Below are 25,340 nucleotides of genomic sequence, written 5' to 3'. Positions count from 1 at the left end.
CTTACCTGCGTTCGAAGGCCGCTTCGTGAATCACGGGGAGCGGGGTCGCGGGCGTTCAGAACCCAACCGTGTAGCTGACTGGATTCATGCCTGACGAGCGTCGTTCAAGAAGCCAGACCATGCCCTGGCCGAGACGGTGAGGTGTGGGTGTTTCGGGCGCTTGGAGTCTCGTATCAGTACGCCACACGGCACGAACGCCGCTTCGACGCATTCCGTTGCGTTGCCACCGCTATATGACGATTTGAACCAGAGTGGTACGGAAGTGAGTCCAGGGGCAGTGGGCATTCACAGCTCCTTGCTGGCGCGATGGATCAGGGCGGAGGAGGCCTCCATGTCCAACGCTTGTGCCCTGAGGTACTCGAACGCAAGTCTGTATCGATCCAGTTCCTCTTCCTTCTCCAGGAAGAGGGAGCCGGTGTGAAAGTCGACATACACCACGTCAAGGGCCGGCTCCGTGCCTCCGATGATGACGAAGCTACCCAGGGCTGCGGCGTGGGCGCCCTGGGAGAACGGCAGCACCTGAAGCGTGATGTGAGGTGACTCGTTCGCCTCGAGAAGGCGGTCGAGCTGTCCCTTCATGGTCTGAGGTGATCCCACGACCCGGCGGATAACGGACTCGTCGAGGATCGCCCACAGGTGGAGCGGCTTCGGGCGGGTGAGAATCTCCTGCCGCTTCATGCGGATGTCGACGAGCCGCTCGATCTCGGCCGGCTGGAGCGGCACTTCGTTGGCCTTCTGAAGGGCCGTGCTGTAGGCGCGTGTCTGGAGGAGGCCGGGGACGTAGACACAAGAAAAGTGACTTTCGCGTACGGCATCGTCCTCAAGCGTGAGCAGCAGGTTCATGCTCTCCGGAATGGAGTCGGCGAACGAACTCCACCAGCCCTGCTGCTTGACGTCCTTCGCCAGCCCGACAACTGCCTTACGCTCAGCCGCAGTTGCGTCATATTCGCGACACAGTGCGTCTACGACGACCCATTTGACCGGTCCGGCTTGGGTCTCGTACCTGCTGACTGTCGCCTTGGAAACGCCGACAAGCTGCCCGGCCTCCTCAAGCGTCAGCCCTTTACGGGCCCGCAACTTGCGCATCATTGCGCCTAGTTGTCGACGCCTTGTGGTTGTCCGCTCAGGCATGGGGCTCCTTCGTCACGCTCCGGACTAGCGGCCCGGCGATCCCGTCAGGCTAGGCAACGCAGACCCCGACTCACCAACAGGTTCACTCGATAGATGCGCATGAGAAGTTACACAGCGAGAATTCTCTCTATCGTGCTCGTTGGCAGACCGCTACGCAGTGCAGCCGTACGGACACGGCAGGCCCAGCATGTGCGTGGCATGGAAGGGAGGAGTGGCCGTGCGTGGCTACGAAGTCACCGAACCCCGACTCCGCTGTGTCCTGCCCTTCGAGGCGGCGCCAGCAGAAGTGAGCCTGCTGCGGAGAGCTGCGGCCAAGCAGCTGCTTCGATGGGGCATGCCCGTGGCTGTCGACGAAGCGGAACTGCTCGTCACGGAGTTGGCAACGAACGTCGTCAAGCACGTCGGTGAGGGAGCTTCAGCGACCTTGATCCTCGAATGGAAGGGCGAGCGGCTGCGCCTCGAGGTGCATGACAAGAGCCGGGCCGTGCCATCCCTCAGGCTGGTGGGCTGTGATGAGGAGTGTGGCCGTGGGCTGCATCTGATTGCGACCATTGCCGTCGACTGGGGCACGATGCGGACCGCGGCAGGCAAGGCGGTGTGGTGCGAGATTGCAACAGGGGAGGGGAGCGTCTGCCTGCGCCTTGAGCGGGCCGCCGAAGCGCTTGAGCAGTATGAAGCGGCAAAGAGCGGTACTGCCCTACGAGGTTCCGGTCACGAGGCAAGCCTCCAGGAGTCGGCGGTTGAGCTGATCGCGGACCTGCTTCACTGGACGGCCGCCCGAGGCCATGATCCGGACGACATTCTTGACCGAGCTCTGATGCACTTTGAGGCCGAAGCGGATGCGGCCTAGTGGACGGTCGATTGAGCGGACTTGTGTATCTGGTCCCGCAGGGCTGCCGGAGTACGCCAGGATTCACCAGGACGGCTCTTGTGGCACATGCGGTGGCAATTCGAGCACAGGCAGGCGAGGTCGTCGAGCTTGGTCTCCCGGGTGCCGGAGATATAGAGGGGGGTGACGTGGTGCACTTCGATATAGCCCTCGCCCAGGTCTCCGTAAGTGCGGGCAAAATCGAAGCCGCAAACCTCACAGCACAGCGCGCGCCTGAGGCGGCGAACCTTCTCGATCTTGAGCTTGCGAAGCTTCGGGTCTCGCTCGCGGGCCAGTGCCCAGCGGGCGAGGAGCCGGCCTTCGATAGCTGTGGCCCCGGAGTCGTCGACTTCGTCCGGCTGCGGGGAGATGAGCTGGAGCTGGCCCGTGCCAATCCCCTCTTCAAGGGCCTTGGCGGCTTGAAGCATGTCAGCCTCACGTTCTGTGAAGGCCTTGATCATGAGAAGTGTCGGCTTGCCGCATCGGGTGGCTTTGCCCGAGTACAGCTTGTGGTTCGTCATGAAGTCGGTGGTCTTGCGGCTGACGCTGTCGGGCGATCGGAAGCCGGGAAGGGCTCGTTCCTCCGCGGTGTGGATCGGAAGCGAGCGGATCAACTCCGACAGCTCGTGGACCTCCCGGTCGTTGGTGCGCAGCTCTCGCCAGCCGTTCCTCACCACGAGCGCTCCGGCAAGCACCAGTTCGTCCTCAGTCCAGGCAGGTATCCGCATGGGCAATATCGTATGAGTGTTCGGCGCAACGGAGGGTGCGTTCAACGAACCGCGGGGCGTGCTGCACACTTAGGGGGGTCTCGTTGTCAGTGGGGTCTGTCACCCTCAGTGATGGTGGATTGCAAGATGTGTCTGCCGCTGAACGGCTGTAAGGAGGGGGCATGACCCACACGAAGGAACCGGAGCAGGTCGCTACCGAGGTGCGAGCGCCTGAGTTCACGTCGATCGAGATCTGCGCTGGGGCCGGCGGACAGGCCATCGGTCTGCATCAGGCGGGCTTCGGGCACCTGGCCCTGGTCGAAATTGACAAGTACGCCGCGGCCACACTGCGTGAAAACATCGAGGTGCACCCAAAGTGGGACTGGGAGCGCGACAACTGCGATGTTCTCTGCAAGGACGTCCTGGAGTTTGTGCCAGAGCGGGATCTGACGAAGAGCGCCAGCCTCTATCGACGGGGCGAGGTCGACCTGCTGGCTGGGGGTGTGCCGTGCCCCCCGTTCTCCCATGCCGGCAAGCAGCTCGGGGAGGACGATGAACGCGACCTCTTCCCGCGCATCTTGGATCTCGCCGGGCTGATCCGTCCCCGAGCCGTGATGATCGAGAACGTCCGTGGCCTCATGGACGCTAAGTTCGACGACTACAGGTCACGCATTCAGGCTGAGCTTGAGGAGATGGAGCCGACAGGCGACGGGCTGCCTGGCTACAAGGTAGTGGGGTGGGAGGTGTACGAGGCGGAGAAGTTCGGCGTGCCGCAGCTCCGGCCCCGGTCCATCCTTGTCGCCTTCCGCCGGGATGTCCTCCGGGATCTGAAGTACGAGGCTCCCGCACCTAGTGCCGAGAGAGTCTCAGTCTTCAAGGCGCTGGAGGAGACCATGCTGGAGCGCATCCAGCCGTTCAAGAACGGGCCACTAGCTGCCCAGGCGCGGCAGGTCTTCGATACCTGGAAGCAGGCCGCCGACAAGGATATTGCTCCCACACTCGTCGGTGGCTCCAAGAAGCACGGTGGCGCTGATCTCGGTCCCAGCCGAGCGAAGAAGGCGTGGCGGGCGCTGGGCGTCTCGGGCATGGGCGTGGCCAACGCTCCCGTGAACGGCGCTCCGACGGGCACCGAAGACCGGGATCTGTTCGGTGCCGACGGTCCGATGCTCACGGTGAGGCAGGCCGCGATCATTCAGGGGTTTCCCACGGTGTGGGACTTCAGTGGGGGTAAAACGGCCCAGTACCGGCAGGTTGGAAACGCCTTCCCGCCGCCAGTCGCTCAGGCCATCGGCGAATCAATCATCGATGTGCTGAGGGCGGCGCGCGAGCGCGATCAGAAGAAGGCCTAGCTGTTCGGGTTCGCTTTCCGGACTGCGTTGCGGCGCTTTTCGACCTCGGCCGCAATGCGCGCAGCGCAGTCTTCCGAGGGCTCATGCTCCCAGAACCGGAGCACCGTCCAGCCCGCCTCTGTGAGGCGTTGATCGGTGTCCCGGTCGCGGGCCATGTTCCGGGCAACTTTGTCGGACCAGTAGCCCGGGTTGGTCTTCGGTGAGACGTAGTGTTCGGGGCATCCGTGCCAGTAGCAGCCATCGATGAAGACAGCAACCTTCGCCGGGCCGAAGACCATGTCCGCAGTCCTGCGAAGGCCTGGAAGCGGCTTGGCAGCGACTCGGTAGCGCAACCCCTGGGCGTGGACGAGCCTGCGAATGAGCCACTCCGGCTTGGTGTCCCGACTCCGGATGGCCTGCATGTTTCGCCGCCGTGCTGCGGATGACGCCCAGGAGCCGACGGGAGGTTCCCAATCTGCTTGGGTCATGCCCGTGGCCTCCCAATCTTTGCTCACAGGATGTCGCCGCTGTTGCGAAGGTCGTCCACCAGGGTATCCAGGCCACTTAGACCCAGCGCCTCAGCCCGGAAGGTCCCGGCTTGGCGGAGCGCTTCCAGGCTCGGCCAGTGTTCGAGAGGTGAGACGCCTGCCGGTAGCTCGTTCACTGCCATCCAGGAACCGACCCAGTTGGGGCACATATGGTAGGTGCGATCTTCGATGCTCTCGCGCGCAACCTTCTCCGCTCGGGGAAATTCTGCCGTCGCAAGGGCGTACGGGACGTCGGGTCGATAACGCGTCAACGGCACCATCTGTGCGGCCTCAGTGCCCCGATCGGATCGCCAGGACCACTTGGACGATAGAGCTGCTACGAGCCGTCCACCGTCGTCGATGACTAGGATATCGCTTTTCCTGCCTCCCACGTCTCTTCGCATGTGCAGCCCGCGGATATGCGTCAGCGGGACTTCGTGGCGTACTCGCCAGCCCGATGGCAGGCTGCGCTCCAAGAAGTAGATGAGGAGGTCACGGAAAAGGGTGCCGCGTGTATTGGGGTGCAACTCAAGAGGTCTGTCGACTGTGATACCTCTGGTGTTCACGACATGTGTCCACAGTGATAGAACAGCTAGTTCAGCCGACGTTCGTCGACGATAAGCGTGCCCTCGGTCCGAATCCTTAACCTTGTCGTCCAGGCGGAATGTTCTCACTTCAGGTGCCCAAATGACAGGGCCGGGGGCGTGAGATGGTCCTTCCAGAATAGTTCCGGAAGAGTCATAGGCCGCATATCCGGCGTCTGTCAGCCAGGCTGGGTTCCAGCCCAGACTGTGACGCGTCGTTGCGCCGTCGAGTGTTTCACTCTCATCAAGGTCAATCTTCGCGGCGTTGGCAAGCTTCGAGTCACTCCAGCACAGTCCAAGGATGACGGCGCTGATAGCTTCCGCGTCAGTTAGATGCTTGTCGACGAGATCCTGCTGGTCAAGGGTAAGTGGCATGAAGTGAGTTCCGGGCAGCGGCTGATTTTGCTGAGGATGGGGATCTAGGGAGACTTTGTGTGGGCAGGGAGTCGGGGCGCCGTTTCTGGCGGGTCGTTGTCGTCAGCTACAGTCCAGTTTTGGCCGTCAAGCTCTATCTGCGGGCTGGTGCTGTGGCGTGCACGCACAACACGCACACTCACGAACTCTCCCTCGCCTGGTTCCGGCAGTCCAAGTCCTTTTGCAACTGCCCGGTGACTGTCATAGTCGCCAATAATGAGGATTCCCTCGGGCTTCAGGGCTGATCGTGCCCCTCCGTTGCCGCGGACCCGCTTCATGTAGTCCTTCTGTTGGGCCACGGTCCGCACCACGTTGCGGCTAATACGTCGCTTCTGTACGCGCCGGAACAGCTCATTCAGGCGCTGCTGCCCGGACGGCAGTGCGAAGACTGCGTTGCGGTCCTTTGGGTCCATGTGGAGGAGCACATTCTCCGGAAGGGCAGCGTCTCGCCAAAGCCAGTGGATTTTGTCCCGGTGGGCTGCCTTTATGGTGAGCTTCGCATCACGGTTGCTTCCTTGATTCAGCCACTCTTCCCTGACCCGGAAGAGACCTGCACTCCAGCGGCTTTCCTGGTCATTTGCCCACAGGAGCAAGCAGAGATGACCCCGGGCCTCGGGTGGGATCATCCAGCCGCCGAAAGTCTGCGAGTACTTGCAGTCGACCTCGATGTCGGAGATTCGGTAGTCCATCGCCGTGCCATCTGCGAACTTGAACTCTCTTTGCAGATTTATCTCGACGAGAGTTCCCGCGTGCGTCCTTTCGGTTTTGTAAAGGGATTCCCAGGCGAAACGGCCTGTGACCTCTCCGTTCAGCAGTTGATCAATCGTGTCCCGAAGCACTATGGCGAAGCGTTCCCCCGACGGGGCCATACGTGTCAACTCCGCGTGCACTGTCTGGAGTTCTGCGTCGAGCCGCAGCTCATCCGCCAGGCGGATGTGTTGTGCGGCGTTGATGTCGATGGGCAGCAGGTGGATCCCCCCTTGGCTCAACTAACCGGAACTGTAGCGCCGTTGGGGTATCGGGAGTCCTTCGCTCTGAACCGTACAAGACGGCGGTCCGCGCCCATGGCTGAAGCCGGCGGGATCAGCGTGAACGCCATCACGATCTTCGATGGGTCGGCTGATCCGTTGCGTACGACGCTGTGCAAGTTGCTGTGGCTGTCGCCATCGACGACGGGGTAGAGAAGGATGACTCCGGTTGCTGGTCCGACTGCCGCCTGCTGATCCTGGTGGAGACCGAGCGGTGAGGCGGCAGTGTCGATGAGGCGCTGTGCGGCCGTACGGTGTTCCACACCGGCGATGCGCCCGAAGGACGTCTTGCCGGCTTGCCTCTTGCGTCGGACCAGGGACAGCGGGATGGAGCCGAGGATGCTGGCATCGACACGGTTGTTAGAAGTCAGTCGGGGCGAGACGAGCAACCAGTCGTCCACCTTCGCGAGGGCGCCGTTGAGCTGCCTCAGGTAGGTCAGGTGAGGGTCGAAGTAGCGTGGACGCTCCCACTCGAGCTGGGACAGCACGCCCAGGAGATCGTCGTGAGCAACGATCCCGGTGAGCGCTTCGAAGGTGCGTGTCAGCGAGCTAGAGCTGTCTGGTGGATTGCTGAATGACACTGGCGTCGTACCCAGGGCATCGAGAAGCGGACGCCAGCGTTCAGTGTTCCGCTTGTGCGCGGCACTGTCGTTCAGCGGGTACGAGGCAGGCTCGATGGGGCGTCCAGGGGAACGGATTTCCACGAGTTCCGCGTTGAACATCTTATTGCGTGCCGAGGGCCTGATCCAGGGCAGATGCTGTGCCACGAGAGGGGGCACCTCCACGGGTGTCATCTGGGGTTCTCCATCGACCACCACGGCGTACTGAGCCAGCTGCTCCCGGAACGTCTCCTCGTCCCGGCATATCGCTTCGTAGGCCTCGTACAGATCCGCGGACTTGTCGCGGCCGAAGGGCTCTTCCCGCCCGATGTAGAGTCTCACCAGGTCCCGGTATCCAGGTCTGAATCCGAACCAACGCCCCATCTGCATCAGCGTGTCCGCCTGCTGAGTGGTGCGCCGGTAGTAGGTGACCGTCAGGCCCTCCACGGTAAAGCCGCGTGACAGCTTCGTGCCCCCGACCAGGATCTTCCAGACATGCGGGGTCCTGTCGAAGTCGAGGCCGAGCTGATCGAAGTAGCGATCGCTGTCGCCGTTCACAACGATGACCGGCTGGCCGTTTGAGCCAATGCGCTGCCGAGCCAGGTTGACGTACGGTCGGAGTTCTTCATAGGAGCCCGGTGATGGGAGGTCAGCGGCACGGGCCTCGCTCACTGGAAGGAAGTCCGAGGACCAAAGAGCGGCAAGTCGCTCGTGGCCCGCTGCTGAGCTGTACCCCGCCTGATGCCACATGGAATTGATGCGCAACGCCAGTTCAGCATGGTCGTCCTTGCGCACCGACTCATGAACAAGCATCGTGTGGTGCCGGAAAGGCTCTCCCGGGATGCCGTGTTCCACTCGGTAGAGCTTGAGGGCGCCCGACAGGACGAAGGCGTCCATGGCCTCCTGGAGGCGGTCACCGGTTGTTTCACAGATGCCTCGGACGTGAGCCTTCTCCTGTGAGTTGGCAAATGTCCGTTCATCCCCCGCTACTGGAGAGTCCAGATCGTGGAAGTCCTGAGCGCCCATGTACCCGGTGGGGCGGGGAAGCGAGATCAGAAAGTCGCTCGGGAAGATGTCCTCGTCGTCCCCAGGGTCAACGAACACGTTGGCAAATGGAGTTGCCGTATAGCCCACGTACTGCGCCCGAGGCAGAAGCTTCAGGAGCTGTGAGACCAGTCCGTTGATCGCCGTGCGCTCGGTGGTGCCGGCCTCCCACTTCTTCGGGTTCAGCGTGTTCACGGAGGCCTGGTCGGACTCGTCGTCAATGATCAGGGCGGGAAGCTCTCCGAGGAGCCCGTGGATCTGCTTGAGGTCTTTGACAAGCTTCGTGAGGATGGACTTGTTCTTCTTCACCACCAACACGCGAGCCGCGGCGTGATGAATGTTCGCCGGGTCGTGGAGAGGGCGGGTTGGTACCCGCTTCTCGAATTCCAGGGCCCGGATGCCCTGGGCGAGGCTCTTGTAGTCGTTGTCCCGGGTCGTCAGGCGCTCGACATCGAAGGCGCCCAGCGTGGAGGGGCGTCCTCCATGCCGGACGAAGTCGGGCCAGTCCGCGTCGTCGTCGCTGACGTAGTCCACGCCGACAAGCGAGTCCAGGTCGTTGATGTCGGCACCACGGAGGATGTTCTCCTGGCCGATCAGCTCCATGTCGAGGCGGCGTTGAGTCTGTGCGCGCAGGAGGTTCAGGGTCCCGCCGAGCACGATGACGAGACGGTAGCCGGCGTCGATCGCCTTGGCCGTGACACCGGTGAAGTTGGCTGTCTTGCCTGACTGGACATAGCCCACCACCAAACCCTTCGCCTGCCGGGCCGCGGGCTGTTCAGGGTCGGTGAGACGTTCGACGACTGCTCGGCTCGCCTCATCCAGGCTGGCTATCGCCGCGTCGGACCAGCCCTTGGCGCGGAGCTTTCCCTCGTACGACGTCCAGTAAAAGGATCGAGAGGCCCTGCGCTCAGGGGTGTACCAGGGGGTGAACTCGCGGGTGATCACAGTCGGGCCCGGAAGCTTCGCGACGGGAACGGCATGGTCCAGTGCCTTCCGCAGGTCGCTGCCGAACCTGAGCTTGTCATAGACGACCGCCCGTCGTTCGTCAGTACGTGCGGGGGTGCCCATCGACCAGTCAGGTCGCTCCGCGAAGTCCCATGCGGTGAGATGGCGGCTCCAGAGAGCTGCTAGCGCTTCGTCTGCACAGACTAGGTACTCGTGGAAGCGCTCTTCGCTGAGGTCGGCGTCAGGATGGACTTCGTCGGCAGCCAGAGCGGCCCAGCGTTCGAACTGCCGAGGGACGTTGCCCATGCCTGCCAGGGCGGATGCATGGATGTCCAGGAGCGCGTTGGCAGAGGGGTTTTTGCTCATGCGGGGCCTCAATCAGCGGGGAGAGGGAGCCAGGGCGAGGGCGTACGGTGGTCAGGAGAGCGCCTGCGTACGCCGTGTGCGATGTGCCTCCGCAGAAGCCAGGAGAATGGTGTTCCAGTAGTCCACACGGTCTTGTCGGCTGCGCTCCCAGCGCCCGAGCCCGAAGCAATCCTCAAGAAGCAGGTACAGCAGGGTCTTTGTGACGGGAACGTCGTTCGCGCCGCCGCGCCTGCCATCGTTGAAGTCCTCGCGGAAATCCCTGTTGAGGATGACGGCGTTGTTCTCGCGATCGAGGTCGAAGAACCGGTCGCGGGGAAGCGCTGCCCATGTGAACGTGATCGGTTCCTCGCCCGCCTTTTCCGGCAGTTCCTCCCTGATTACCCGCTTGACCTTCGGATCGAGTCCCTTGCCCGGAGGAGTGACGGGCTTCCGGACGATCTCCGTGCGCCGTGAACCGTCCCGATAGGCGGCTTCAGCGTCGCTGAGGTACTGGTGGAAGGTGTTCCCCGCAGAGTCCACCGCCTTGTCCACACCGAGAGTGAAGGCGGGGGTGACCGTGACCCTTTCCTTCTTCACGTCGAGGCTCAGGACGCTGTTCTCGTCCGGGGGGAGATCCACAACCACTCGGGCCAGTACGAGGTGCCCTTCGGGGTTGCGCAGGCCGTTCCAGCCGCCCGCCTGGACGAGTCGGTCGTTCCGGTAGAAGTAGAAGCCCTGACGGTCTGCGAGCGCACCGATTTGCCGGAAGCCCGCCTGCTTGGACTTCGCCGGCCAGATGTGGGCGGTCAGCCGCATGTCCCCGATGCCCTCGACCGGCGCCGTGAACTGCCTCGGGTATCCCTTCCTCCCGGGCACCTTGTACCCGAAGGGGTCCAGCGCCTCGACGGCGATGTGGTCCACCTCTTCGCCGAGTTCGTCCGTGCTGCTGCTCACGTCCCATACGGCGATGTCCAGCTGGAGACCGCGCTTCAGGAAGCGGTGCAAGTAGAGGCCGAGGTGGTTTTCCAGGCGGGCGATCGCCTTCGACAGGTACTGGTCGCTCTGCCCCGGTGTGACGGTTTCGAACGCGCGCACCCCGTCCCACCGCACGACCGTGCCGTGCCACTCGATGATGCCGTCGTACCGGTCGACGAGATCCTGCGCGTATCGAGGGTCGACTGTGTCGCAGCGGAAGCTGTCCTCGATGCCCTCCGCGGTGAGGCGGCGGCCTGCTGCACGGCTGCGTTTGGTGCGGCTGACCACGGTGAGAGACGAAGCGTGCGAGAGGGATGCGGCCTTCAGGCCGGTTCCGTACATGCCGAGGGCGCTGTCGCCGTAGCTACGGCGCCGCCCGACTGTCATCGCGTCATCCAGGCCCGCCTCGTCCATTCCCCTGCCGTTGTCGATGATCAGCAGGGTGAGGATCCGTTCGGCGTCACGCAGGAAGTGCACGACGATCTTGTCTGCGCCCGCATCGATCGAGTTGTCGATCAGGTCCGCTACGGCGACCTCGAAGCCATAACCCTGGTTGGTCAGGGCTCGGCCGTAGCCGGCGTCTGGCGGCAGATGCGTGCTGCCGGTGGTGGGGACGTCGTACTGCCAGACGGTGCCGGGCTCGTAGGGCATCGGTTCCTCAAAGTGCACAGGTCAGGGCCACACCGAAGACGTCGCCCCCTAGGTCAGACGGTAAATGTGACCGTACTGCAAAGGTGGGACATAGCGGGAGGTTGAACTGTGAAGTGGGTCGATAAATCCCTTTTCTGCCAAGGAGTTTAGGCTTGCAAGCAGTGGATTGGCGGAGCTGGACGGGTTCCGGTCAGCTCACGGTTCCGTGGCACTCCCCATAAGCCCGCCCCGACCCACACCAACACCCAGCCCCCCGCTGCGGCGGCCACCCCACGGCCCGCCCCCGGGCGGCCAGTGTCGTGGCGTACTGCGGTAGCAGGGTCGTGTCCTCCGGTGAGGTGCCCTCCGATGCCGCGAAGGCCTCGTAGGACGGGAGCGTTCCTGTCACGATGCCGAGGTTCGGGGTGCCGGAGGAGGAGAGCTCCCTCAGGGCGCTCTCTATCGTCGCGAGGTGGCCCTCGTGGGAGGGGTACTCCGTCGCCAGGGACGGGTACGCCGCGACCAGCTCCGCCAGTTCCCCCGCCGTCCAGTGCAGGACCGCCACGGGGAAGGGGCGGGAGAGGGCCTCTCGGTAGGCGCCCAGTTCCGCGCGGAGGCGGGAGATCTCCGCCTCCAGTTCCGCCGGGTTGTCCGAGCCCAGGGACCACACCCGCTTCGGGTCGTGGAGTTCGTCCAGGGAGACCGGCATCGAGTGCAGGGTGTCCGCGAAGGTGTCCCACTCGTCGTGGGCCACGCCCAGCATGCGGCGTACGCGGTGGCGGCCGAAGAGGAGGGCGTGGGTGGCGTACGGGGGCTCCGGGACGTCGGTGAGGAGGAGCCGTACTCCCTCCGTGAACGTCTCCTGCGCCTGTTCCAGCTCGTCGTGGGACTCCAGCGCCTCCGCCACGATCACCCAGGGGGCCGGGTCGCGGGGGGCGGCCGCTCGGACGCCGTCGATGATCGCGCGGGCCTCCGCCTCGTGGCCGTACTCCCAGAGGTTCGAGGCCTTCAGGGCCCGTACCAGATGGGGGTTCTCCAGGGGCGTCGGCGACGACAGCAGGCGGTCGTAGAGCGCGGTCGCGGCGGGGCGGTCGCCGGACAGTTCCAGGTGGGCCGCGGCCCGCAGCAGCAGGGCCTCGGTGTCCTCGGGGTAGAGGCCGGCGGTTCGCTCCAGGCGTGCCGCCTCAGCGGTGTGGTCGACGTTTTCGGCAGGCGTGTCGGGGCGCATGGGGGACACCGTACTGCCCATGGATGGCGGAGCGGAGAACAGAGGGGAGAAGAAGGGGCGGATATTGGCTGGTCGAGGGCTTGGGGGGGCCGGGGGCGGGCTGCGTCCGCGTTCGGCTGCGTCCGTTTATGCCGTTGTGTTCGGCTATGTCGGCAAGGTCTTTCTGCCGTGACGTGGCACACGGCGTTCCTGACGTCCCCACGGCCGCCTCACTCCCGCCCCCTCAGATCACCACCCCGTCGATCTGCAACGTCTGCACCGACTGTGCCGCGAACGGCACCGCCACCGTCTTCCCGCTCAGGTAGGTGTTCGCGTACGACCGGTACTGGTCGCCGCCCGTCGTCACCGTGTTCCAGCGCGGGACCAGGCCGCCCGTGCCGCCGGAGACCGTCGTGAAGCGGGAGAGGTCGAAGGTGAAGGTCTGGGGTGATGTCGAGGTGTTCACCGCGGCGATGACCAGGCGGCGGGCCGACGGGTCGTACGCCGCCGCCGCGTTGCTCGCGCCTGTGTCGAGGATCGTCATCCCCGGGCGGATGTGCCGGCTGAACTGGGCCATCACGTAGTACTTGGTCTGCACGGTCGTGGGCTGCAAGGTGTTCGCGTCGTAGGCGATCATCGCCCAGCCCGTCGTCGGGTCCATCACCTGCCAGTAGCACCACGCCGTCGGATGCAGCCAGCGGAAGTCGTAGCAGAGGTTGGAGGCCAGGGTGAGGCCCGTGCCGTCTCCGTCGCCCGTCTCCGAGTTCCACAGCTTCTTGCGGGAGGTGGTGACCACGTCCGTGTAGAGCAGGTCCCGTCGGCCGCCCGAGCCCTGGTAGCCGTGCACGTTCACCTGGCTGACCAGGGACTTCGTCGAGGAACCGAACGACGCCCACGTCGAGCGGGCCGTGTCGTAGTTCGTCTCGTCCGATGCCGAGATACGCAGGGACGTCAGGCCACGCTTGTCCAACTCGCTGCGTATGTACGGGAGTACGGCCGCCTGGACCGCCGGGTCCAGGTGGCAGCCCTCCTGGGTGCCGGTGGCGGTCCACCAGCTCGACGCCGGCTCGTTGAACGGGTCGACCGTCGCGAAGTTCACGCCCCAGTTGTTCCTGGCGTACAGCGCGGTCGCCGCCAAGTGGGAGGCGTGCTGGCGGTAGTTCCAGGTCTGGAGGTTGTTGCCGCCGTCCGCCGCACCGGAGGGGTTGTGGTTGTTGCACATCCACCACATGGGGGAGTTGGCGAAGAGCTCGGTGGTCGCGCCGCGCTGGGCCGCCTTCACCAGCATCGCGCGCTGGTTGGCGTCCGCGGTCCAGTTCCAGGCCGAGGAGGTGGGGTCCTCGTTGTTCCAGTCCTGCCAGAAGCCCTCGATCTGCTTGAAGGCGGGGATGTTCGGCGACTCGGCCATCGTCTCGCCGTTCACGCTGTTCCAGCTGCACGCCCCGAGGTTGTAGCGGGCGATGTTCAGGCCCAGGCCGGGGAGGGTCGTGCCGTTGTAGGTCACCGAGCTGGTGGTGAAGAAGAGGTCGGCGAAGTCGTTCCGGTTGCCGAACACGTTGGCCCACCAGGCCAGCGAGGTGCCCCAGCCCTCCCAGGTGCCGTACGACGTGCCGGGGTTGACGGCGATGGTCGCGTCCGCGTGTGCGGTGCCCGTGGCCAGGGCGCTGCCGAGGAGGGCGCCGCCGGTCGCCGTCAGCAGAGTTCTGCGTCGGATCATGGCATCTCCGCTTCGTCCGACGGCGGTCGTCCAACCGGCGTCGTGGGCTGTCCCGTTCGTGGGTTGTCCCGTTCATGGGCTGACCCGTTCGTGCCGTCACGAAGCATCGGGTGTGGCGCGTAAGGTTGTCGAGGGTTCCGACAGCCCTTTCTCAAACCTGTGGAGGAAGTGTTCGGGCGGTCGGACGTGCCTGGGTCGGGCCTGGGGCGTGCATGGGTCTGGAGACCTCGCGCCCCGGCCCCTATCGTGCGGGCGGCCCCGGCGGAGGAGGCTCTCGATGGTGCGGGTTCGCGTCGTGCGGCACAGCGGGCTGCGGCGGCGTGCCCGCGGGCGGCGGGTGCTGTGGGGCGGCGGGGAGGTGCTCGTCACCGTCGGGGTGGTGCTTCTGCTGCTGGTCGTGCACCAGATGTGGTGGACCAACCGGGAGGCGAGGGAAGGGGCCGAGCGGGAGGTCCGGGCGCTGGAGCGGGCCTGGGACGGCGGTGATTCCCGTACGGTCCTTCCGGCGGCGCCGGCCGAGTCACCCGCGTCCGCCCCCGAGGGCGGCGGCTCGGCCGAACCGAACGACGGCACCCGACGGCAGCCGGCCGCCGCGCCCGCACCCGACTGGTCCCAGGCCTACGCCATCCTCACCGTCCCCCGCCTCCACCTCCGCGTCCCCGTCGCCGAGGGCGTCAGCCGGAGCGGGGTGCTCAACAAGGGCTACGTCGGCCACTATCCCGGCACCGGGCAGCCGGGCCAGGCAGGCAACTTCGCCGTCGCCGGGCACCGCAACACCCACGGCGAGCCCTTCCGGTACATCAACCGGCTGGAGCGCGGGGACACGGTACGGGTGGAGACGCGCGGCGCGACGTTCACGTACACCGTGGACCGGACGCTGCCGCGGACCGCCCCCCACGACAGCGGCGTGATCCGGCCGGTACCGCGTTCCGTCGTCGAGCCGGACGCCGGATACGACGAACCCGGTTACTACCTCACCCTCACCACCTGCACCCCCGAGTACACCTCGAAGTACCGCCTGGTGGTGTGGGCCAAGCTCGTGTCGATGCGCCCGCGCTGAGGCGGACACTCCTAGGCCGCGCGCTCGCGCAGCGCCACCACGCTCACCGCCGCCAGCAGCGCCAGCCCGGCCGAGACGACCATGGCGGTGTCCGCGCCCCGCGCCAGCCCGCCCCCGGAGGATGTGACGAGGGCGATGGTCAGGGCCACGCCGGCGCAGGAGCCGATGTACCGGAACGTCTGCTGGGCGCCGGAGCCCATCGCGGCTCGCTGGGCGGGCACGGACTGCACCGAGAGCAGCGGCAGCGCGGCGTTGAGCAGGCCGCTGCCGACGCCGGCCACCATCATGCCGGGCAGCAGGCGGAGCCAGGAGCCGGAGCCGAGTGAGCCCAGCAGCGCCAGCGCGCCGGCCGCGTGCAGCACGAAACCGATGGCCAGCTGCCACTGCGGCGAGACCCGGCCCGCCAGCCTGCGGGCCTGGAGGGCCACCGCGAAGGACAGCCCGGACCAGAGCAGGAACAGCCACGCGGTGTCCATCGCGGACAGGCCGAGCGTCTGCTGGAGCAGCGCGGGCAGGAAGCTGAACAGGCCGATCACGGCGAGACCGGTGAACAGTCCGCCGGCCGAGGACGCGAGGAAGCGGGGGCGGCGGAGCAGGGAGAGGTCGATCATCGGTGTCGCGGTGCGGTGTTCGATCACGGTGAAGAGCGCCAGCAGGGCCACGGTCGCCAGGAGCAGCAGGCCCACGGGTGCCCGCAGCCAGCCGTCGCGGCCCAGGGTCAGCGCCGCCACCAGGGAGACCAGGGCCAGTCCGAAGGTCACCGCGCCGGCCAGGTCGGGGCGGCCGCCGCGCGGGGCGCGGGACTCCGACAGCGCGCGGGTGGACAGCGCCGCCACGGTGATCGCGGCGGCGCCGAGGACGCCGTAGGAGATCCGCCAGTTCGCCATCGCGCCGGCGAGGAGGGGGCCCAGCGCGATGCCGCCGCTGACGCAGGCACCCCATACGCCGGTCGCGTGCAGTCGGCCGCGCGGGTCGGGGAAGGCGTGGACGATCAGGCCGAGGCTGCTGGCGAGGATCGCCGCGCTGGAGGCGCCCTGGGCGACGCGGGCGAGCGTGAAGAGCCAGGTGGTGGTGGTCAGGGCGCCCAGGGCCGTGGTGAGGCCGAGGGCGAAGGTGCCTGCGATGAAGATCCGGCGGCGGCCGTAGTCGTCGGCGAGGCTGCCGGCCACCAGGAGGAGCGCGGCGAGGCCGAGCGGGGTGCCGTTGAGGAGCCAGGCCTGGGTGGAGAGCGGGGTGTGCAGGGCGGCGGCGGTCTGGGGGAGCGTCGCGATCGGTGCCGTATACGTCATCAGGGCCACGACGGTGGCGGCGCTGGTGAGGGCCAGCGTGGCGCGCCGGTGTGCGGGCTGCTCGGCGGGGGCGGCCTCGGACGTGGTCCGGGGGGTGGCCCGCGGGGTGACCTCGGTGAGAGTTCGTTCATTGAACTTGGGCATGCGTCGCACCCTAACAGGGTCAGTTCATTCATTGAACCATGAAGGTGGAAAGGGCTAGAGTGGACGCCATGGCACTGGGCAAGGAATACGCGACACAGCAGTGCTCGATCGCTCGGGCGCTCGAGGTCGTCGGCGAGCGCTGGACGCTGCTCGTCGTCCGCGACGCCCTGTACGGGGTCCGGCGCTACAACGACTTCCTGCTCCACCTGGGCATCCCGCGCGCCGTGCTGGCCGCCCGCCTCCAGACCCTCACCGCGGAGGGCATCCTCGAAAAGCGCCGGTACCAGCAGTCGCCGCCACGCGACGAGTACGTCCTGACCGAGCGCGGCATCGCCCTGTGGCCCACCCTGCGCTCCCTCGGCATCTGGGGGCGCGAGCACTTCGGCGAGGCCAAGCTGCGGTACTTCCGGCACGCGCGGTGCGGTACCGAACTGGGGACGTACGGAGAATGCCCCGCCTGCGCAACCGTCGTACCGGTCCAGGACGTCCTCATGGAGCCGGGACCCGGACTCGATCCGAACCCGGCGGATCCGGTCGGCCGGGCGCTGCTCAAGCCCAAGCGGCTGCTGCTGCCCATCGAGGCCGAGTCGGCGGATCCTGTATAACGAACAGCAGAACGAGCGCCGCAGCGACGAGACGTACGAGGGGAGGGGCGCCGATGATCCGTGGTCTTGCCGGTCTGCGCCCCGCCGCCGCGCTCGTGCTGCTCTTCCTCCAGATCGCCCTGCTCGACACCGGCAGCCTCTCCGCGACCGTCGCGCTCGCGGCGACCGCCGCCGCCGGTTCCGCGTTCGCGGTCTGCTCCCTGCTGGCCTCGCGCGCCGCGCCCGCCGTGGCGCCCACGCGGGTGCGTACGGCCATCCGTGACCGGGCCCGCCGTACGGCCTTCCTGCCCCAACGCGACCCCGACGCCTCGGGCCGGCCCCGGCCCAGGGCACCCGGGCACGCCCTCCCGGCGACCGTCGCGTAGGGCACGCACCGACCTCTGATTCCCCACGTGTGACCCGACGCGGGTCGTCCTGCCGCGATGCCGCTTCCCGGCATCTCTCCACCACTGAGGCACGACGAGACCCTCGGAGGGCTCACCCATGTCCGTTTTCGCTGACCTTGTTCAGCAGTTGGCCGATCTGCTCACCCCGCTGTTCGGCGCCTGTGCGGCGGCCGCCGCGATCGTCCTGTTCACCGCGTTCGTACGGCTGCTCGTGCATCCCCTGTCCCGGGCCGCCGCACGGGGACAGAAGCGGCGGACCGAGTTGCAGCCGAAGATCGCCGAGTTGCGGAAGAAGCACGGCAAGAACCCCGAGAAGCTCCAGCGGGCCGTACTGGAACTGCACACGAGGGAAAAGGTGTCCCCCCTGTCCGGGATCATGCCCAGCCTGTGCCAGCTGCCCGCGTTCTTCCTGCTGTACCACCTGTTCTCGAACAGCACGATCGGCGGCGGGGAGAACGAACTGCTCACCCACCAGCTGTTCGCCGCGCCCCTCGGCGAACGGTGGGCGGACGCGCTCGGCGGCGGCGGGCTGTTCGGGGGCGCGGGGCTCGTGTACGTCGGGCTGTTCGTGGTCGTCGCCGGCGTCGCCGCGTTCAACTACCGCCGTACGAAGCGGATGATGGCGGCCAATCCGGTCGCGCCGGTGGTAGACGGCGAGCCGGTGCCGGGGATGGGCGCCGTCACCAAGGTCATGCCGTTCATGTCCTTCTTCACTCTGGTCACCGTGGCCGTCGTACCGCTGGCCGCCGCGCTGTACGTGGTGACCAGCACGACGTGGAGCGCGGTGGAACGCGCGGTGCTCTACCGCTGACGCCCGGGCCTACGGTCCAGTACGTGAACCGGGTATTGCGGACTGGCCGTGGACCTTGGAGGATCGACCAGTCCTCCGATGGCTGCACCCGTCGGCGGGCGCCCCGCGATCGAGGGAGATTGTGACCATGAAGCTGCTGCGAGTCGGTACGGCGGGAGCGGAGACGCCCGCGCTGCTCGACGCCGAGGGGGTTCTGCGGGACCTGTCGGGCGTCGTGCCGGACATCGACGGGCCGCTGCTCGCCGACGACGCGGCACTCGGCCGGATCCGTGCCGCCGCGGACGCCGGGGAGCTGCCCGAGCTGGACGCGGCCGGGCTGCGGATCGGGCCGCCGCTCGCGCGGATCGGCAAGGTCGTGTGCATCGGGCTGAACTACCACGACCACGCCCGCGAGACCGGCGCCGAGCCGCCCGCCGAGCCGGTCGTCTTCTTCAAGGCCGCGGACACGGTCGTGGGTCCGAACGACACCGTGCTGGTCCCTCGCCGGTCCGTGAAGACCGACTGGGAGGTCGAGCTCGCGGTCGTCATCGGCCGTACGGCCCGCTATGTGGAGTCCGCCGAGCAGGCGCTCGCGCATGTCGCCGGGTACGCGGTCGCGCACGACGTGTCCGAGCGGGAGTTCCAGATCGAGCGCGGCGGGACCTGGGACAAGGGCAAGAACTGCGAGACGTTCAACCCGCTGGGGCCGTGGCTGGTGACGGCGGACGAGGTGCCGGATCCGCAGAACCTCGCGCTGAAACTGTGGGTCAACGGCGAGCTGAAGCAGGACGGGACGACCGCCGAGCAGATCTTCCCGGTGGCGGAGGTCGTGCGGTACGTCAGCCAGTTCATGACCCTGTATCCCGGTGACGTCATCAACACCGGCACGCCGGCGGGGGTGGCCATGGGGCAGCCCGAGCCGAAGCCGTACCTGCGGGCCGGGGACGTGGTGGAGCTGGAGATCGAGGGGCTGGGACGGCAGCGGCAGGAGCTGAAGGACGCCTGAGGGGCGGGGGCTGCGCGTGGATGGGCGGCCGCGGGTCGTCCGTGGTCGCTCGCGCAGTTCCCCGCGCCCCTGAAGGCGGGCGTTGCTCTTACTGCTTCTCCGGGAAGTGCTCCACCGCCTCCACCACCATCCGGTGGTCCTCCAGCTGCGGCAGGCCGCTGACCGTCACCGACCCGATGACGCCGGCGCCCTCGACATGGACGGGGAACGAGCCGCCGTGCGCCGCGTAGGTGTCGGGGTCCAGGCGGGAGGAGTCCTCGAAGGTCGTGCCCTTGGCGCGGGAGCGGGCGCCGACGATGTAGGAGGAGGTGCCGTAGCGCTCCACCACCCGGCGCTTGCGGGCGATCCAGGCGTCGTTGTCCGGCGTGGAGCCGGGCAGCGCCGCGTGGAAGAGCTGCTGGCCGGCCCGGTGGATGTCGATCGCGACCGGGGCCTGGCGCTCGCGGGCCATCTCGACCAGCAGGGAACCCAGGGCCCAGGCGTCCTCGTAGGTGAACCGGGGGAAGACCAGACGGCGTTCCTGGGCCTCCAGCTCCTCCAGGGACGGGGTGATCTCCGGGTGGAACTTCGGGGTGATCTCCGGGGTGTGCGTCTCGTGGGTCACAGCGTCACCGTCACTCCGTCGCGGGCCGCACGGTGTGCCGCCTCCAGTACGTCGAGGGTGGCGGCCGCCTCCAGGGCGGTCACCGGGTTGGGGCCGCCGTCGAGCAGCGCCTTGGCCACGGCCGCGTAGTAGGCCGGGTAGTCGCCGGGCAGGGTGGGTTCGGCGCGGCCGCCGCCGGTCAGGGGGGACTCGCCGGCGCCGACCCGGCCCCACAGCGACTCGGGTTCGACGCCCCAGTCCGCGCCGGCGCCCGGGCGCAGGCCGTCGCGCAGCGCCGCCTCCTGCGGGTCCAGGCCGTACTTGACGTAGCCGGCCTCGGAGCCCAGCACCCGGAAACGCGGGCCGAGTTGGGCGGTGGTGGCGGAGGCGTACAGGTGGGAGCGGACGCCGTTCGCGTGGGTGAGCGCGATGAAGGTGTCGTCGTCCGTCTCGGCGCCGGGGCGGCGGACGGCGGCCTCGGCGTAGACATGCGTGACGGGGCCGAAGAGGACCAGTGCCTGGTCGACCAGATGGCTGCCGAGGTCGTACAGCAGACCTCCGATCTCTGCCGGGTCGCCGGACTCCCGCCAGCCGCCCTTCAGTTGCGGACGCCAGCGTTCGAAACGGGACTCGAAGCGCCATACGTCGCCCAGCTCGCCCTCGGCCAGGAGGTGGCGGAGGGTCAGGAAGTCGTTGTCCCAGCGGCGGTTCTGGAAGACCGAGAGCAGCAGGCCGCGTTCCTCGGCGAGCGCCGCCAGCTCACGTGCCTCGGCCGCGGTGCCGGCGATCGGCTTGTCGACGACGACCGGCAGGCCGGCCTTGAGGGCGGCGGTGGCGAGCGGGACATGCGTCTTGTTCGGGGACGCGATGACGAGGAGGTCGAGATCGGTGGCGCGGGCGAGCAGCTCGTCGGGCGTGGCGGCCACGCGTACGTCCGGGTGCTCGGTGGTGGCCTGCTTCTGCCGCTCGGGGTTCGACGTGACCACCGTGTCCAGGGCGAGCCCTTCGGTGGTGGCGATCAGCGGAGCGTGGAAGACGGAGCCGGCCAGGCCGTATCCGACGAGGCCCACGCGCAGAGGGGTAGCGGTCGTGCCGGGAGTGCCAGTCATGCCGTCTACTTTCGCAACGCTGTTGCCAAAGTGCAAGCGCGGGAGAGAATGGTCGGGTGATGGCTGGTGTGGACAGGACGAAGGGCGGGGGCGGCACAGCCCCGGGCGCCCCTGCCGAACCCGACGATGGCGGTGCCGGAGGGGTGAGCGGTGTGAATCTGGGCGCCCTGCGCAGTCACAACACCGCGCTCGTGCTCGATCTGCTGCGCACGGCCGGCCCCGAGGGCATCAGCCGGCTCGAACTCGCCGAGCGCACCGGGCTCACCCCGCAGGCGGTCAGCAAGATCACCGCCCGGCTCCGGGAGGAGGGGCTCGCGGCGGAGGCGGGGCGGCGGGCGTCGACCGGGGGCAAGCCGCGCACGGTGCTGCGGCTGGTGCCGGAGGCCGGGCACGCGGTCGGGGTGCATCTGGACCGGGACGAGCTGACGGTCGTGCTCTGTGATCTGACCGGCGCCGTGGTGGCCCGGCGGACCGCCGCGCTGGACCTGGGCGCCGGTGCGGACACGGTCGTCGAGCGGGCGGTCGGCGAGGTGACGGCAATAGCGGGTGACGACGGACCTCCGGGCGCGGTGCTCGGGGTCGGCGTGGCGCTGCCCGGACCGCTCGACCACCGGCGCGGGGTGCTGCACCGGGTCACCGGGTTCCCGGAGTGGAACGGCTTCCCGCTGCGGGACGTGCTCGCGCGCCGGCTCTCGCTGCCGGTCGTCGTCGACAAGGACACCAACGCCGCCGCCCTCGGACTCGCGGTCGAGGGAGCGGCCGGGAACTTCGCGTCCTTCGCGTATCTGCACTTCGGGGCCGGGCTCGGCGGCGGGCTCGTGATCGGGGGAGCGGTGCACCGGGGCGCCCGCACCGGGGCTGGGGAGTTCGGGCACCAGGTCGTGCAGCTGGACGGGCCGCCCTGCGAGTGCGGCAACCGCGGCTGCGTGGAGGCGCTGTGCCTGGCCGCGGTGGCCCGGGGCGACCTCGCGGAGGCGGCACGCGTGCTCGGTACCGCGGCCGGCAACCTGGCCGCCCTGCTCGACGTCGACCTCGTCCTGCTGGGCGGTCGTACGATCGCCGCCGCGCCCGGGACCTTCGTACGCGGGGTCACCGCCGTCCTGGAGGAACGCGCCGGGCGGGCGGGCGAGGACGCGGTGCCGGTACGGGTCGCCTCCGGTGCGGGGCAGGGCGTGGCCGAGGGGGCGGCGCAACTGCTGCTGGCGCCCCTGTTCGGGCGGGCGGAGGGGTGACGTCCGTTCGGGTCCGGTGCTGATGCGGGCGGTCCGCTGAACGAGCGGACTTGCCGTCGCCGTACGGAATGGCTCCACCCCGATCCCGCGCGCACCCGGCATGGTCATGTGTTCATGCGACTGCACACACCTGTCCCCCTCGTCCTCGCAGCAGCCGCCCTCCTGGCCGCCGCGCCCCCGGTGCGCGCGGAGTCTCCCGTCGAGCTGCCCGGCTGTGCCACCGAAGACGGCGCCTTCCCCCTCACCACCCGCCTGCACGGCGGCCCCGCCTCCTATACCGCCGGCGGCGGGTTCGGTACCTGGTACCTGGACCTCACCAACACCACCCGCCGGACCTGCACCGGCATCCACCCCGTCGTCGTCCTCGTCGACGGCAAGCGGGCCCTGCGGCCGTCCCAGCCCCGCCTGGAGTTCTACGGCACCCCCGTCGGTGCCCGGGAGGAAGCCCGGGACGCCTCCCGGCACGGCACCCGCCCGCACCCCGTGCGCTTCGAGCCCACCGACGACGACGAACTCGTCGGCGCCTTCGACGGCTTCCCCGGTTTCACCGTCGGCCCTCGCAAAACCGTCACCGTGAAGGTGCGGCTGGCGGTCACCTCGGACGCCGTACCGAACGACGTCACCGCCAACGCGGCCGTCGTCCAGCGCCACGAGGGCGACGGCGACTGGGTCGGGCAGTCCAACGACTACCGCTTCAAGATCGAGGCGGACCCCGCCGACACGGCGGACGAGCCGTCCGGCACGGCCACCCGGACCGACCCCGCGGATCCCGTGGATCCCGCGGATCCCGCCGACCCCGACGCCGACGCCTCGGTGAACCCCTCCGACCCGGACGCGGCGCCCAGCCCCGGCGCGGACGACCGCCATGAGCTCTCCCTCGCCGACGAACTGGCCCGCACCGGCCTCACCTCGACCCCGGGTGTGACCCTCGCCGTCGCCGCCTTCCTCCTCCTGACCGGCGCCGCGATCCTCCTGGTCCGCAGACGACGCTGAGGCCGAGCCCCGGAGCCCTGTGCGGAGGCGCCGCCGAAGCGGCCCGCCCCGTCTGCGACGATCCCTGCGTGGACTACCCGAACGACCAGGCCCCCGGCGCCCCCGTGCGCCACGGCATCCCGGAGCACGGCCGCATCCCGAAGTACTACGCGGTCAAGGCCCGGCTCGACCAGCTCATCGGCGAACTCGACGAGGGCGACCCGCTGCCCACCGAACGCGATCTCTCGGAGAGTTACGAGGTCGCCCGCGAGACCGTCCGGCAGGCGATCCGCGAACTGGTGCTGGAAGGGAAGCTGCGGCGGCAGGGGCGGGGCACCGTCGTCGCCGGACCCAAGCTCGAACAGCCCCTCTCGCTCGCCAGCTACACCGAGGGCGTACGGCGCCAGGGCCGCACCCCCGGCCGTACCCTCGTCACCCTCGACCGCTTCCCCTGCCCCGCCGCCCTCGCCGCCGAGACCGGCCTGGAGCCCGGCGCTCCCGTCTGGCACCTGGAGCGCGTCCTGCTCGCCGACGACGAGCGGGTCGGCCTGGAGAGCACATACGTCGCCGTGGCCCGGGTGCCGCGCCTCGACGTCGACTTCGACCCGGACTCCTCCTTCTACGCCTTCCTGGACCGGCAGGGCATCGGCTTCGGCGACGCCGACGAGCGCATCGAGACGGTGCTGGCCACCCCGCGCGAGGCCCTGCTCATCGGCACTCCGCCCGCCCTGCCGATGCTGCTCATCCACCGTGTCTCCCGGGACACCGAGGGCCGGCCGCTGGAGCGGGTGCGGACGCTGTACCGGGGGGACCGCTTCTCCTTCAGCGCCCACCTCGGCGGCTGAAAAGTCCGGAAACCAACCCCTTTCGCAGGCCTGTGAATGTCACGAAAGGATAACGGGTCTAGCCCAAACGTGATAGCCAGTTCACGCTCTCGTTGTCAGCCGGACCCTTCCGGTTACCCGATCCCGAGGAGCGTGGCCGTCGTGAGAGTGATAGTCGTCGGAGCCGGCGTGGTGGGCACCATGCACGCCTGGCAAGCAGTGGAACGCGGCCATGAGGTCGTACAGATCGAGCGCGAGGCGGAGGCTCGCGGCGCTTCGTTGCGCAACTTCGGCCAGATCTGGGTGAGCGGACGCGCGGGCGGTGCGGAGCTGGAGACAGCGCTGCGGGCCCGGGAGCTGTGGGAGGAGATCGGAGCCCGGGTGCCGGGCCTCGGCTTCCGGCCCAACGGCTCCCTGACGCCCGTCCGCGGCGACCTCGAACTCGCCGTCGCCGAGGCCGCCGTGGCCCGCGAGGACGCCGCCGCGCGCGGTCACAAGCTGCTGACCCCCGACGAGGCACGGGCCCTCAACCCCGCCCTGCGCGGCGAGTTCGCCGCCGCCCTGTACTGCGAGCGGGACGCGGCCGTCGAGCCGCGCACCGCACAGCTCGCCCTGCGCGAAGAGCTGCTGAAGTCCCCGAACTACACCTTCAAGCCGGGCCGGGAGGTCCGCGAGGTCATCGGCCACAGCGCCGTCCGCGACGACCACGGCGACGTGCACAGCGGCGACGTCGTCGTGCTGTGCACCGGCGCCTGGCTCGGCGGCCTGGTCCGCGAGCTGGCCGGCCCCGACCTGCCGGTGCGCCGCGTCCGCCTCCAGATGATGCAGACCGACCCGCTGGGCGAGCCGCTGACCACGTCGGTCGCCGACGCGGACAGCTTCCGCTACTACCCGGCCTACGCCTCCGCCGCCCTCGACGAGCTCAACGCCGGTCAGGCGCAGGCGGAGACCGCGGCGGCCCACAAGATGCAGCTGCTGATGGTGCAGCGCGCCGACGGCGGCCTGACCATCGGCGACACCCACGAGTACGAACACCCCTTCGCCTTCGACACCCTGGAGGACCCCTACGACCACCTCACCGAGGTCGTCGAGTCCCTCCTCGGCCGCCCGCTGCCGAAGGTCCGGCGCCGCTGGGCGGGCGTGTACGCGCAGTGCACCGACACGACCCGGGTCGTGCACCGCCAGCAGGTGCGCGACGGGGTGTGGCTGGTCACCGGGCCCGGCGGGCGCGGTATGACCTGCTCGCCCGCGATAGCCGAGACGACCGCGAACGAACTGGGCTGGTGACAGA

General features: G+C 68.2%; 24 protein-coding genes. 11 read left to right on the top strand and 13 right to left on the bottom strand.

The features are described from left to right. Positions 1 to 84 precede the first annotated feature (84 nt). On the bottom strand, positions 85 to 285 hold the full coding sequence (locus ACIQWG_RS36005) for a DUF397 domain-containing protein (protein WP_404103753.1): 201 nt from the start codon (positions 283 to 285) through the stop codon (positions 85 to 87). Then, positions 286 to 1,131 (bottom strand): helix-turn-helix domain-containing protein, encoded by an 846-nt coding sequence (locus ACIQWG_RS36000; protein ID WP_404103750.1) that lies wholly within the window; start codon positions 1,129 to 1,131, stop codon positions 286 to 288. Positions 1,132 to 1,348: 217 nt separating this feature from the next. Here ACIQWG_RS36000 and ACIQWG_RS35995 point away from each other — a divergent pair, with 217 nt between their 5' ends. Next, on the top strand, positions 1,349 to 1,981 hold the full coding sequence (locus ACIQWG_RS35995; protein ID WP_404103748.1) for an ATP-binding protein: 633 nt from the start codon (positions 1,349 to 1,351) through the stop codon (positions 1,979 to 1,981). Here the strand turns inward: ACIQWG_RS35995 and ACIQWG_RS35990 are convergent. After that, positions 1,978 to 2,727, bottom strand: coding sequence for an HNH endonuclease (locus ACIQWG_RS35990; protein ID WP_404103745.1), 750 nt, complete (start codon positions 2,725 to 2,727; stop codon positions 1,978 to 1,980). The genes ACIQWG_RS35995 and ACIQWG_RS35990 overlap by 4 nt on opposite strands. Positions 2,728 to 2,888: 161 nt before the next feature. Between ACIQWG_RS35990 and ACIQWG_RS35985 the strand changes: the two genes are divergently transcribed. Next, positions 2,889 to 4,055, top strand: coding sequence for a DNA cytosine methyltransferase (locus ACIQWG_RS35985; RefSeq protein ID WP_404103743.1), 1,167 nt, complete (start codon positions 2,889 to 2,891; stop codon positions 4,053 to 4,055). On the opposite strand, the gene ACIQWG_RS35980 is transcribed toward ACIQWG_RS35985, so the two are convergent. From ACIQWG_RS35980 to ACIQWG_RS35950, 7 genes are all read right to left on the bottom strand, one after another. Continuing rightward, positions 4,052 to 4,522, bottom strand: coding sequence for a very short patch repair endonuclease (locus ACIQWG_RS35980; RefSeq protein ID WP_404103740.1), 471 nt, complete (start codon positions 4,520 to 4,522; stop codon positions 4,052 to 4,054). The genes ACIQWG_RS35985 and ACIQWG_RS35980 overlap by 4 nt on opposite strands. Before the next feature lie 23 nt (positions 4,523 to 4,545). Next, positions 4,546 to 5,520, bottom strand: a complete 975-nt coding sequence (locus ACIQWG_RS35975) for a hypothetical protein (RefSeq protein WP_404103737.1) — start codon at positions 5,518 to 5,520, stop codon at positions 4,546 to 4,548. Positions 5,521 to 5,564: 44 nt separating this feature from the next. Then, positions 5,565 to 6,527 (bottom strand): NaeI family type II restriction endonuclease, encoded by a 963-nt coding sequence (locus tag ACIQWG_RS35970; protein WP_404104132.1) that lies wholly within the window; start codon positions 6,525 to 6,527, stop codon positions 5,565 to 5,567. Between the two features lie 17 nt (positions 6,528 to 6,544). Continuing rightward, a complete protein-coding gene (locus tag ACIQWG_RS35965; protein ID WP_404103734.1) occupies positions 6,545 to 9,541 on the bottom strand; it encodes a Z1 domain-containing protein in 2,997 nt (998 codons plus the stop codon). Between the two features lie 51 nt (positions 9,542 to 9,592). After that, positions 9,593 to 11,146 carry an ATP-binding protein gene (locus ACIQWG_RS35960; protein WP_404103731.1) on the bottom strand — a complete coding sequence of 518 codons (1,554 nt, stop codon included), beginning with the start codon at positions 11,144 to 11,146 and terminating at the stop codon, positions 9,593 to 9,595. Positions 11,147 to 11,336: 190 nt separating this feature from the next. Beyond that, entirely contained in the window at positions 11,337 to 12,353 is a 1,017-nt protein-coding gene (locus ACIQWG_RS35955) for an SEC-C metal-binding domain-containing protein (protein ID WP_404103728.1), read from the bottom strand. Positions 12,354 to 12,576: 223 nt separating this feature from the next. Beyond that, a complete protein-coding gene (locus tag ACIQWG_RS35950) occupies positions 12,577 to 14,049 on the bottom strand; it encodes a beta-1,6-galactanase (protein WP_404103725.1) in 1,473 nt (490 codons plus the stop codon). Between the two features lie 277 nt (positions 14,050 to 14,326). Between ACIQWG_RS35950 and ACIQWG_RS35945 the strand changes: the two genes are divergently transcribed. Continuing rightward, positions 14,327 to 15,109 carry a class E sortase gene (locus tag ACIQWG_RS35945; protein ID WP_404103722.1) on the top strand — a complete coding sequence of 261 codons (783 nt, stop codon included), beginning with the start codon at positions 14,327 to 14,329 and terminating at the stop codon, positions 15,107 to 15,109. Between the two features lie 11 nt (positions 15,110 to 15,120). On the opposite strand, the gene ACIQWG_RS35940 is transcribed toward ACIQWG_RS35945, so the two are convergent. Further along, positions 15,121 to 16,542 carry an MFS transporter gene (locus ACIQWG_RS35940; RefSeq protein WP_404103720.1) on the bottom strand — a complete coding sequence of 474 codons (1,422 nt, stop codon included), beginning with the start codon at positions 16,540 to 16,542 and terminating at the stop codon, positions 15,121 to 15,123. 68 nt (positions 16,543 to 16,610) lie between these two features. Here ACIQWG_RS35940 and ACIQWG_RS35935 point away from each other — a divergent pair, with 68 nt between their 5' ends. The 4 genes from ACIQWG_RS35935 to ACIQWG_RS35920 all read left to right on the top strand — a co-directional run bounded on the left by ACIQWG_RS35935 (position 16,611) and on the right by ACIQWG_RS35920 (position 19,329). Further along, positions 16,611 to 17,147, top strand: a complete 537-nt coding sequence (locus ACIQWG_RS35935; protein ID WP_404103717.1) for a winged helix-turn-helix transcriptional regulator — start codon at positions 16,611 to 16,613, stop codon at positions 17,145 to 17,147. Between the two features lie 53 nt (positions 17,148 to 17,200). Next, a complete protein-coding gene (locus ACIQWG_RS35930; RefSeq protein WP_404103714.1) occupies positions 17,201 to 17,512 on the top strand; it encodes a DUF6412 domain-containing protein in 312 nt (103 codons plus the stop codon). Positions 17,513 to 17,630: 118 nt separating this feature from the next. Continuing rightward, positions 17,631 to 18,344 (top strand): YidC/Oxa1 family membrane protein insertase, encoded by a 714-nt coding sequence (locus ACIQWG_RS35925; RefSeq protein WP_404103711.1) that lies wholly within the window; start codon positions 17,631 to 17,633, stop codon positions 18,342 to 18,344. Positions 18,345 to 18,471: 127 nt separating this feature from the next. After that, positions 18,472 to 19,329 (top strand): fumarylacetoacetate hydrolase family protein, encoded by an 858-nt coding sequence (locus ACIQWG_RS35920; protein ID WP_404103708.1) that lies wholly within the window; start codon positions 18,472 to 18,474, stop codon positions 19,327 to 19,329. 88 nt (positions 19,330 to 19,417) lie between these two features. On the opposite strand, the gene ACIQWG_RS35915 is transcribed toward ACIQWG_RS35920, so the two are convergent. Together ACIQWG_RS35915 and ACIQWG_RS35910 are read right to left on the bottom strand one after the other, a co-directional pair. Further along, positions 19,418 to 19,933: a heme-degrading domain-containing protein gene (locus ACIQWG_RS35915; protein WP_404103705.1), complete on the bottom strand. Its 516-nt coding sequence runs from the start codon at positions 19,931 to 19,933 to the stop codon at positions 19,418 to 19,420. Continuing rightward, positions 19,930 to 21,021, bottom strand: a complete 1,092-nt coding sequence (locus tag ACIQWG_RS35910; protein ID WP_404103702.1) for a Gfo/Idh/MocA family oxidoreductase — start codon at positions 21,019 to 21,021, stop codon at positions 19,930 to 19,932. Before ACIQWG_RS35910 ends, ACIQWG_RS35915 begins: the two co-directional genes overlap by 4 nt. 59 nt (positions 21,022 to 21,080) lie before the next feature. On the opposite strand from ACIQWG_RS35910, the gene ACIQWG_RS35905 reads away from it, so the two are divergent. The 4 genes from ACIQWG_RS35905 to ACIQWG_RS35890 all read left to right on the top strand — a co-directional run bounded on the left by ACIQWG_RS35905 (position 21,081) and on the right by ACIQWG_RS35890 (position 25,336). Then, a complete protein-coding gene (locus ACIQWG_RS35905; RefSeq protein ID WP_404103699.1) occupies positions 21,081 to 22,253 on the top strand; it encodes an ROK family protein in 1,173 nt (390 codons plus the stop codon). A gap of 114 nt (positions 22,254 to 22,367) precedes the next feature. Beyond that, positions 22,368 to 23,246: a hypothetical protein gene (locus ACIQWG_RS35900; RefSeq protein WP_404103696.1), complete on the top strand. Its 879-nt coding sequence runs from the start codon at positions 22,368 to 22,370 to the stop codon at positions 23,244 to 23,246. A 68-nt stretch (positions 23,247 to 23,314) separates the two neighbouring features. Next, positions 23,315 to 24,070 carry a GntR family transcriptional regulator gene (locus tag ACIQWG_RS35895; protein WP_404103693.1) on the top strand — a complete coding sequence of 252 codons (756 nt, stop codon included), beginning with the start codon at positions 23,315 to 23,317 and terminating at the stop codon, positions 24,068 to 24,070. A gap of 141 nt (positions 24,071 to 24,211) precedes the next feature. Then, on the top strand, positions 24,212 to 25,336 hold the full coding sequence (locus ACIQWG_RS35890; protein ID WP_404103690.1) for a TIGR03364 family FAD-dependent oxidoreductase: 1,125 nt from the start codon (positions 24,212 to 24,214) through the stop codon (positions 25,334 to 25,336). The last annotated feature ends 4 nt before the right edge of the window (positions 25,337 to 25,340 follow it).

This window comes from Streptomyces sp. NPDC098781 (genome assembly GCF_044759995.1).
In the GTDB taxonomy this organism is placed as follows: Bacteria; Actinomycetota; Actinomycetes; order Streptomycetales; family Streptomycetaceae; genus Streptomyces.
This window is presented reverse-complemented; position numbering and strand designations above follow the sequence as displayed.

Coding starts and splice junctions, on each gene's coding strand:
- ACIQWG_RS36005 (WP_404103753.1), bottom strand. CDS start 285: ATGCCCACTGCCCCTGGACTCACTTCCGTACCACTCTGGTTCAAATCG.
- ACIQWG_RS36000 (WP_404103750.1), bottom strand. CDS start 1,131: ATGCCTGAGCGGACAACCACAAGGCGTCGACAACTAGGCGCAATGATG.
- ACIQWG_RS35990 (WP_404103745.1), bottom strand. CDS start 2,727: ATGCGGATACCTGCCTGGACTGAGGACGAACTGGTGCTTGCCGGAGCG.
- ACIQWG_RS35985 (WP_404103743.1), top strand. CDS start 2,889: ATGACCCACACGAAGGAACCGGAGCAGGTCGCTACCGAGGTGCGAGCG.
- ACIQWG_RS35980 (WP_404103740.1), bottom strand. CDS start 4,522: ATGACCCAAGCAGATTGGGAACCTCCCGTCGGCTCCTGGGCGTCATCC.
- ACIQWG_RS35975 (WP_404103737.1), bottom strand. CDS start 5,520: ATGCCACTTACCCTTGACCAGCAGGATCTCGTCGACAAGCATCTAACT.
- ACIQWG_RS35965 (WP_404103734.1), bottom strand. CDS start 9,541: ATGAGCAAAAACCCCTCTGCCAACGCGCTCCTGGACATCCATGCATCC.
- ACIQWG_RS35960 (WP_404103731.1), bottom strand. CDS start 11,146: ATGCCCTACGAGCCCGGCACCGTCTGGCAGTACGACGTCCCCACCACC.
- ACIQWG_RS35955 (WP_404103728.1), bottom strand. CDS start 12,353: ATGCGCCCCGACACGCCTGCCGAAAACGTCGACCACACCGCTGAGGCG.
- ACIQWG_RS35950 (WP_404103725.1), bottom strand. CDS start 14,049: ATGATCCGACGCAGAACTCTGCTGACGGCGACCGGCGGCGCCCTCCTC.
- ACIQWG_RS35945 (WP_404103722.1), top strand. CDS start 14,327: ATGGTGCGGGTTCGCGTCGTGCGGCACAGCGGGCTGCGGCGGCGTGCC.
- ACIQWG_RS35940 (WP_404103720.1), bottom strand. CDS start 16,542: ATGCCCAAGTTCAATGAACGAACTCTCACCGAGGTCACCCCGCGGGCC.
- ACIQWG_RS35935 (WP_404103717.1), top strand. CDS start 16,611: ATGGCACTGGGCAAGGAATACGCGACACAGCAGTGCTCGATCGCTCGG.
- ACIQWG_RS35930 (WP_404103714.1), top strand. CDS start 17,201: ATGATCCGTGGTCTTGCCGGTCTGCGCCCCGCCGCCGCGCTCGTGCTG.
- ACIQWG_RS35925 (WP_404103711.1), top strand. CDS start 17,631: ATGTCCGTTTTCGCTGACCTTGTTCAGCAGTTGGCCGATCTGCTCACC.
- ACIQWG_RS35920 (WP_404103708.1), top strand. CDS start 18,472: ATGAAGCTGCTGCGAGTCGGTACGGCGGGAGCGGAGACGCCCGCGCTG.
- ACIQWG_RS35910 (WP_404103702.1), bottom strand. CDS start 21,021: ATGACTGGCACTCCCGGCACGACCGCTACCCCTCTGCGCGTGGGCCTC.
- ACIQWG_RS35905 (WP_404103699.1), top strand. CDS start 21,081: ATGGCTGGTGTGGACAGGACGAAGGGCGGGGGCGGCACAGCCCCGGGC.
- ACIQWG_RS35900 (WP_404103696.1), top strand. CDS start 22,368: ATGCGACTGCACACACCTGTCCCCCTCGTCCTCGCAGCAGCCGCCCTC.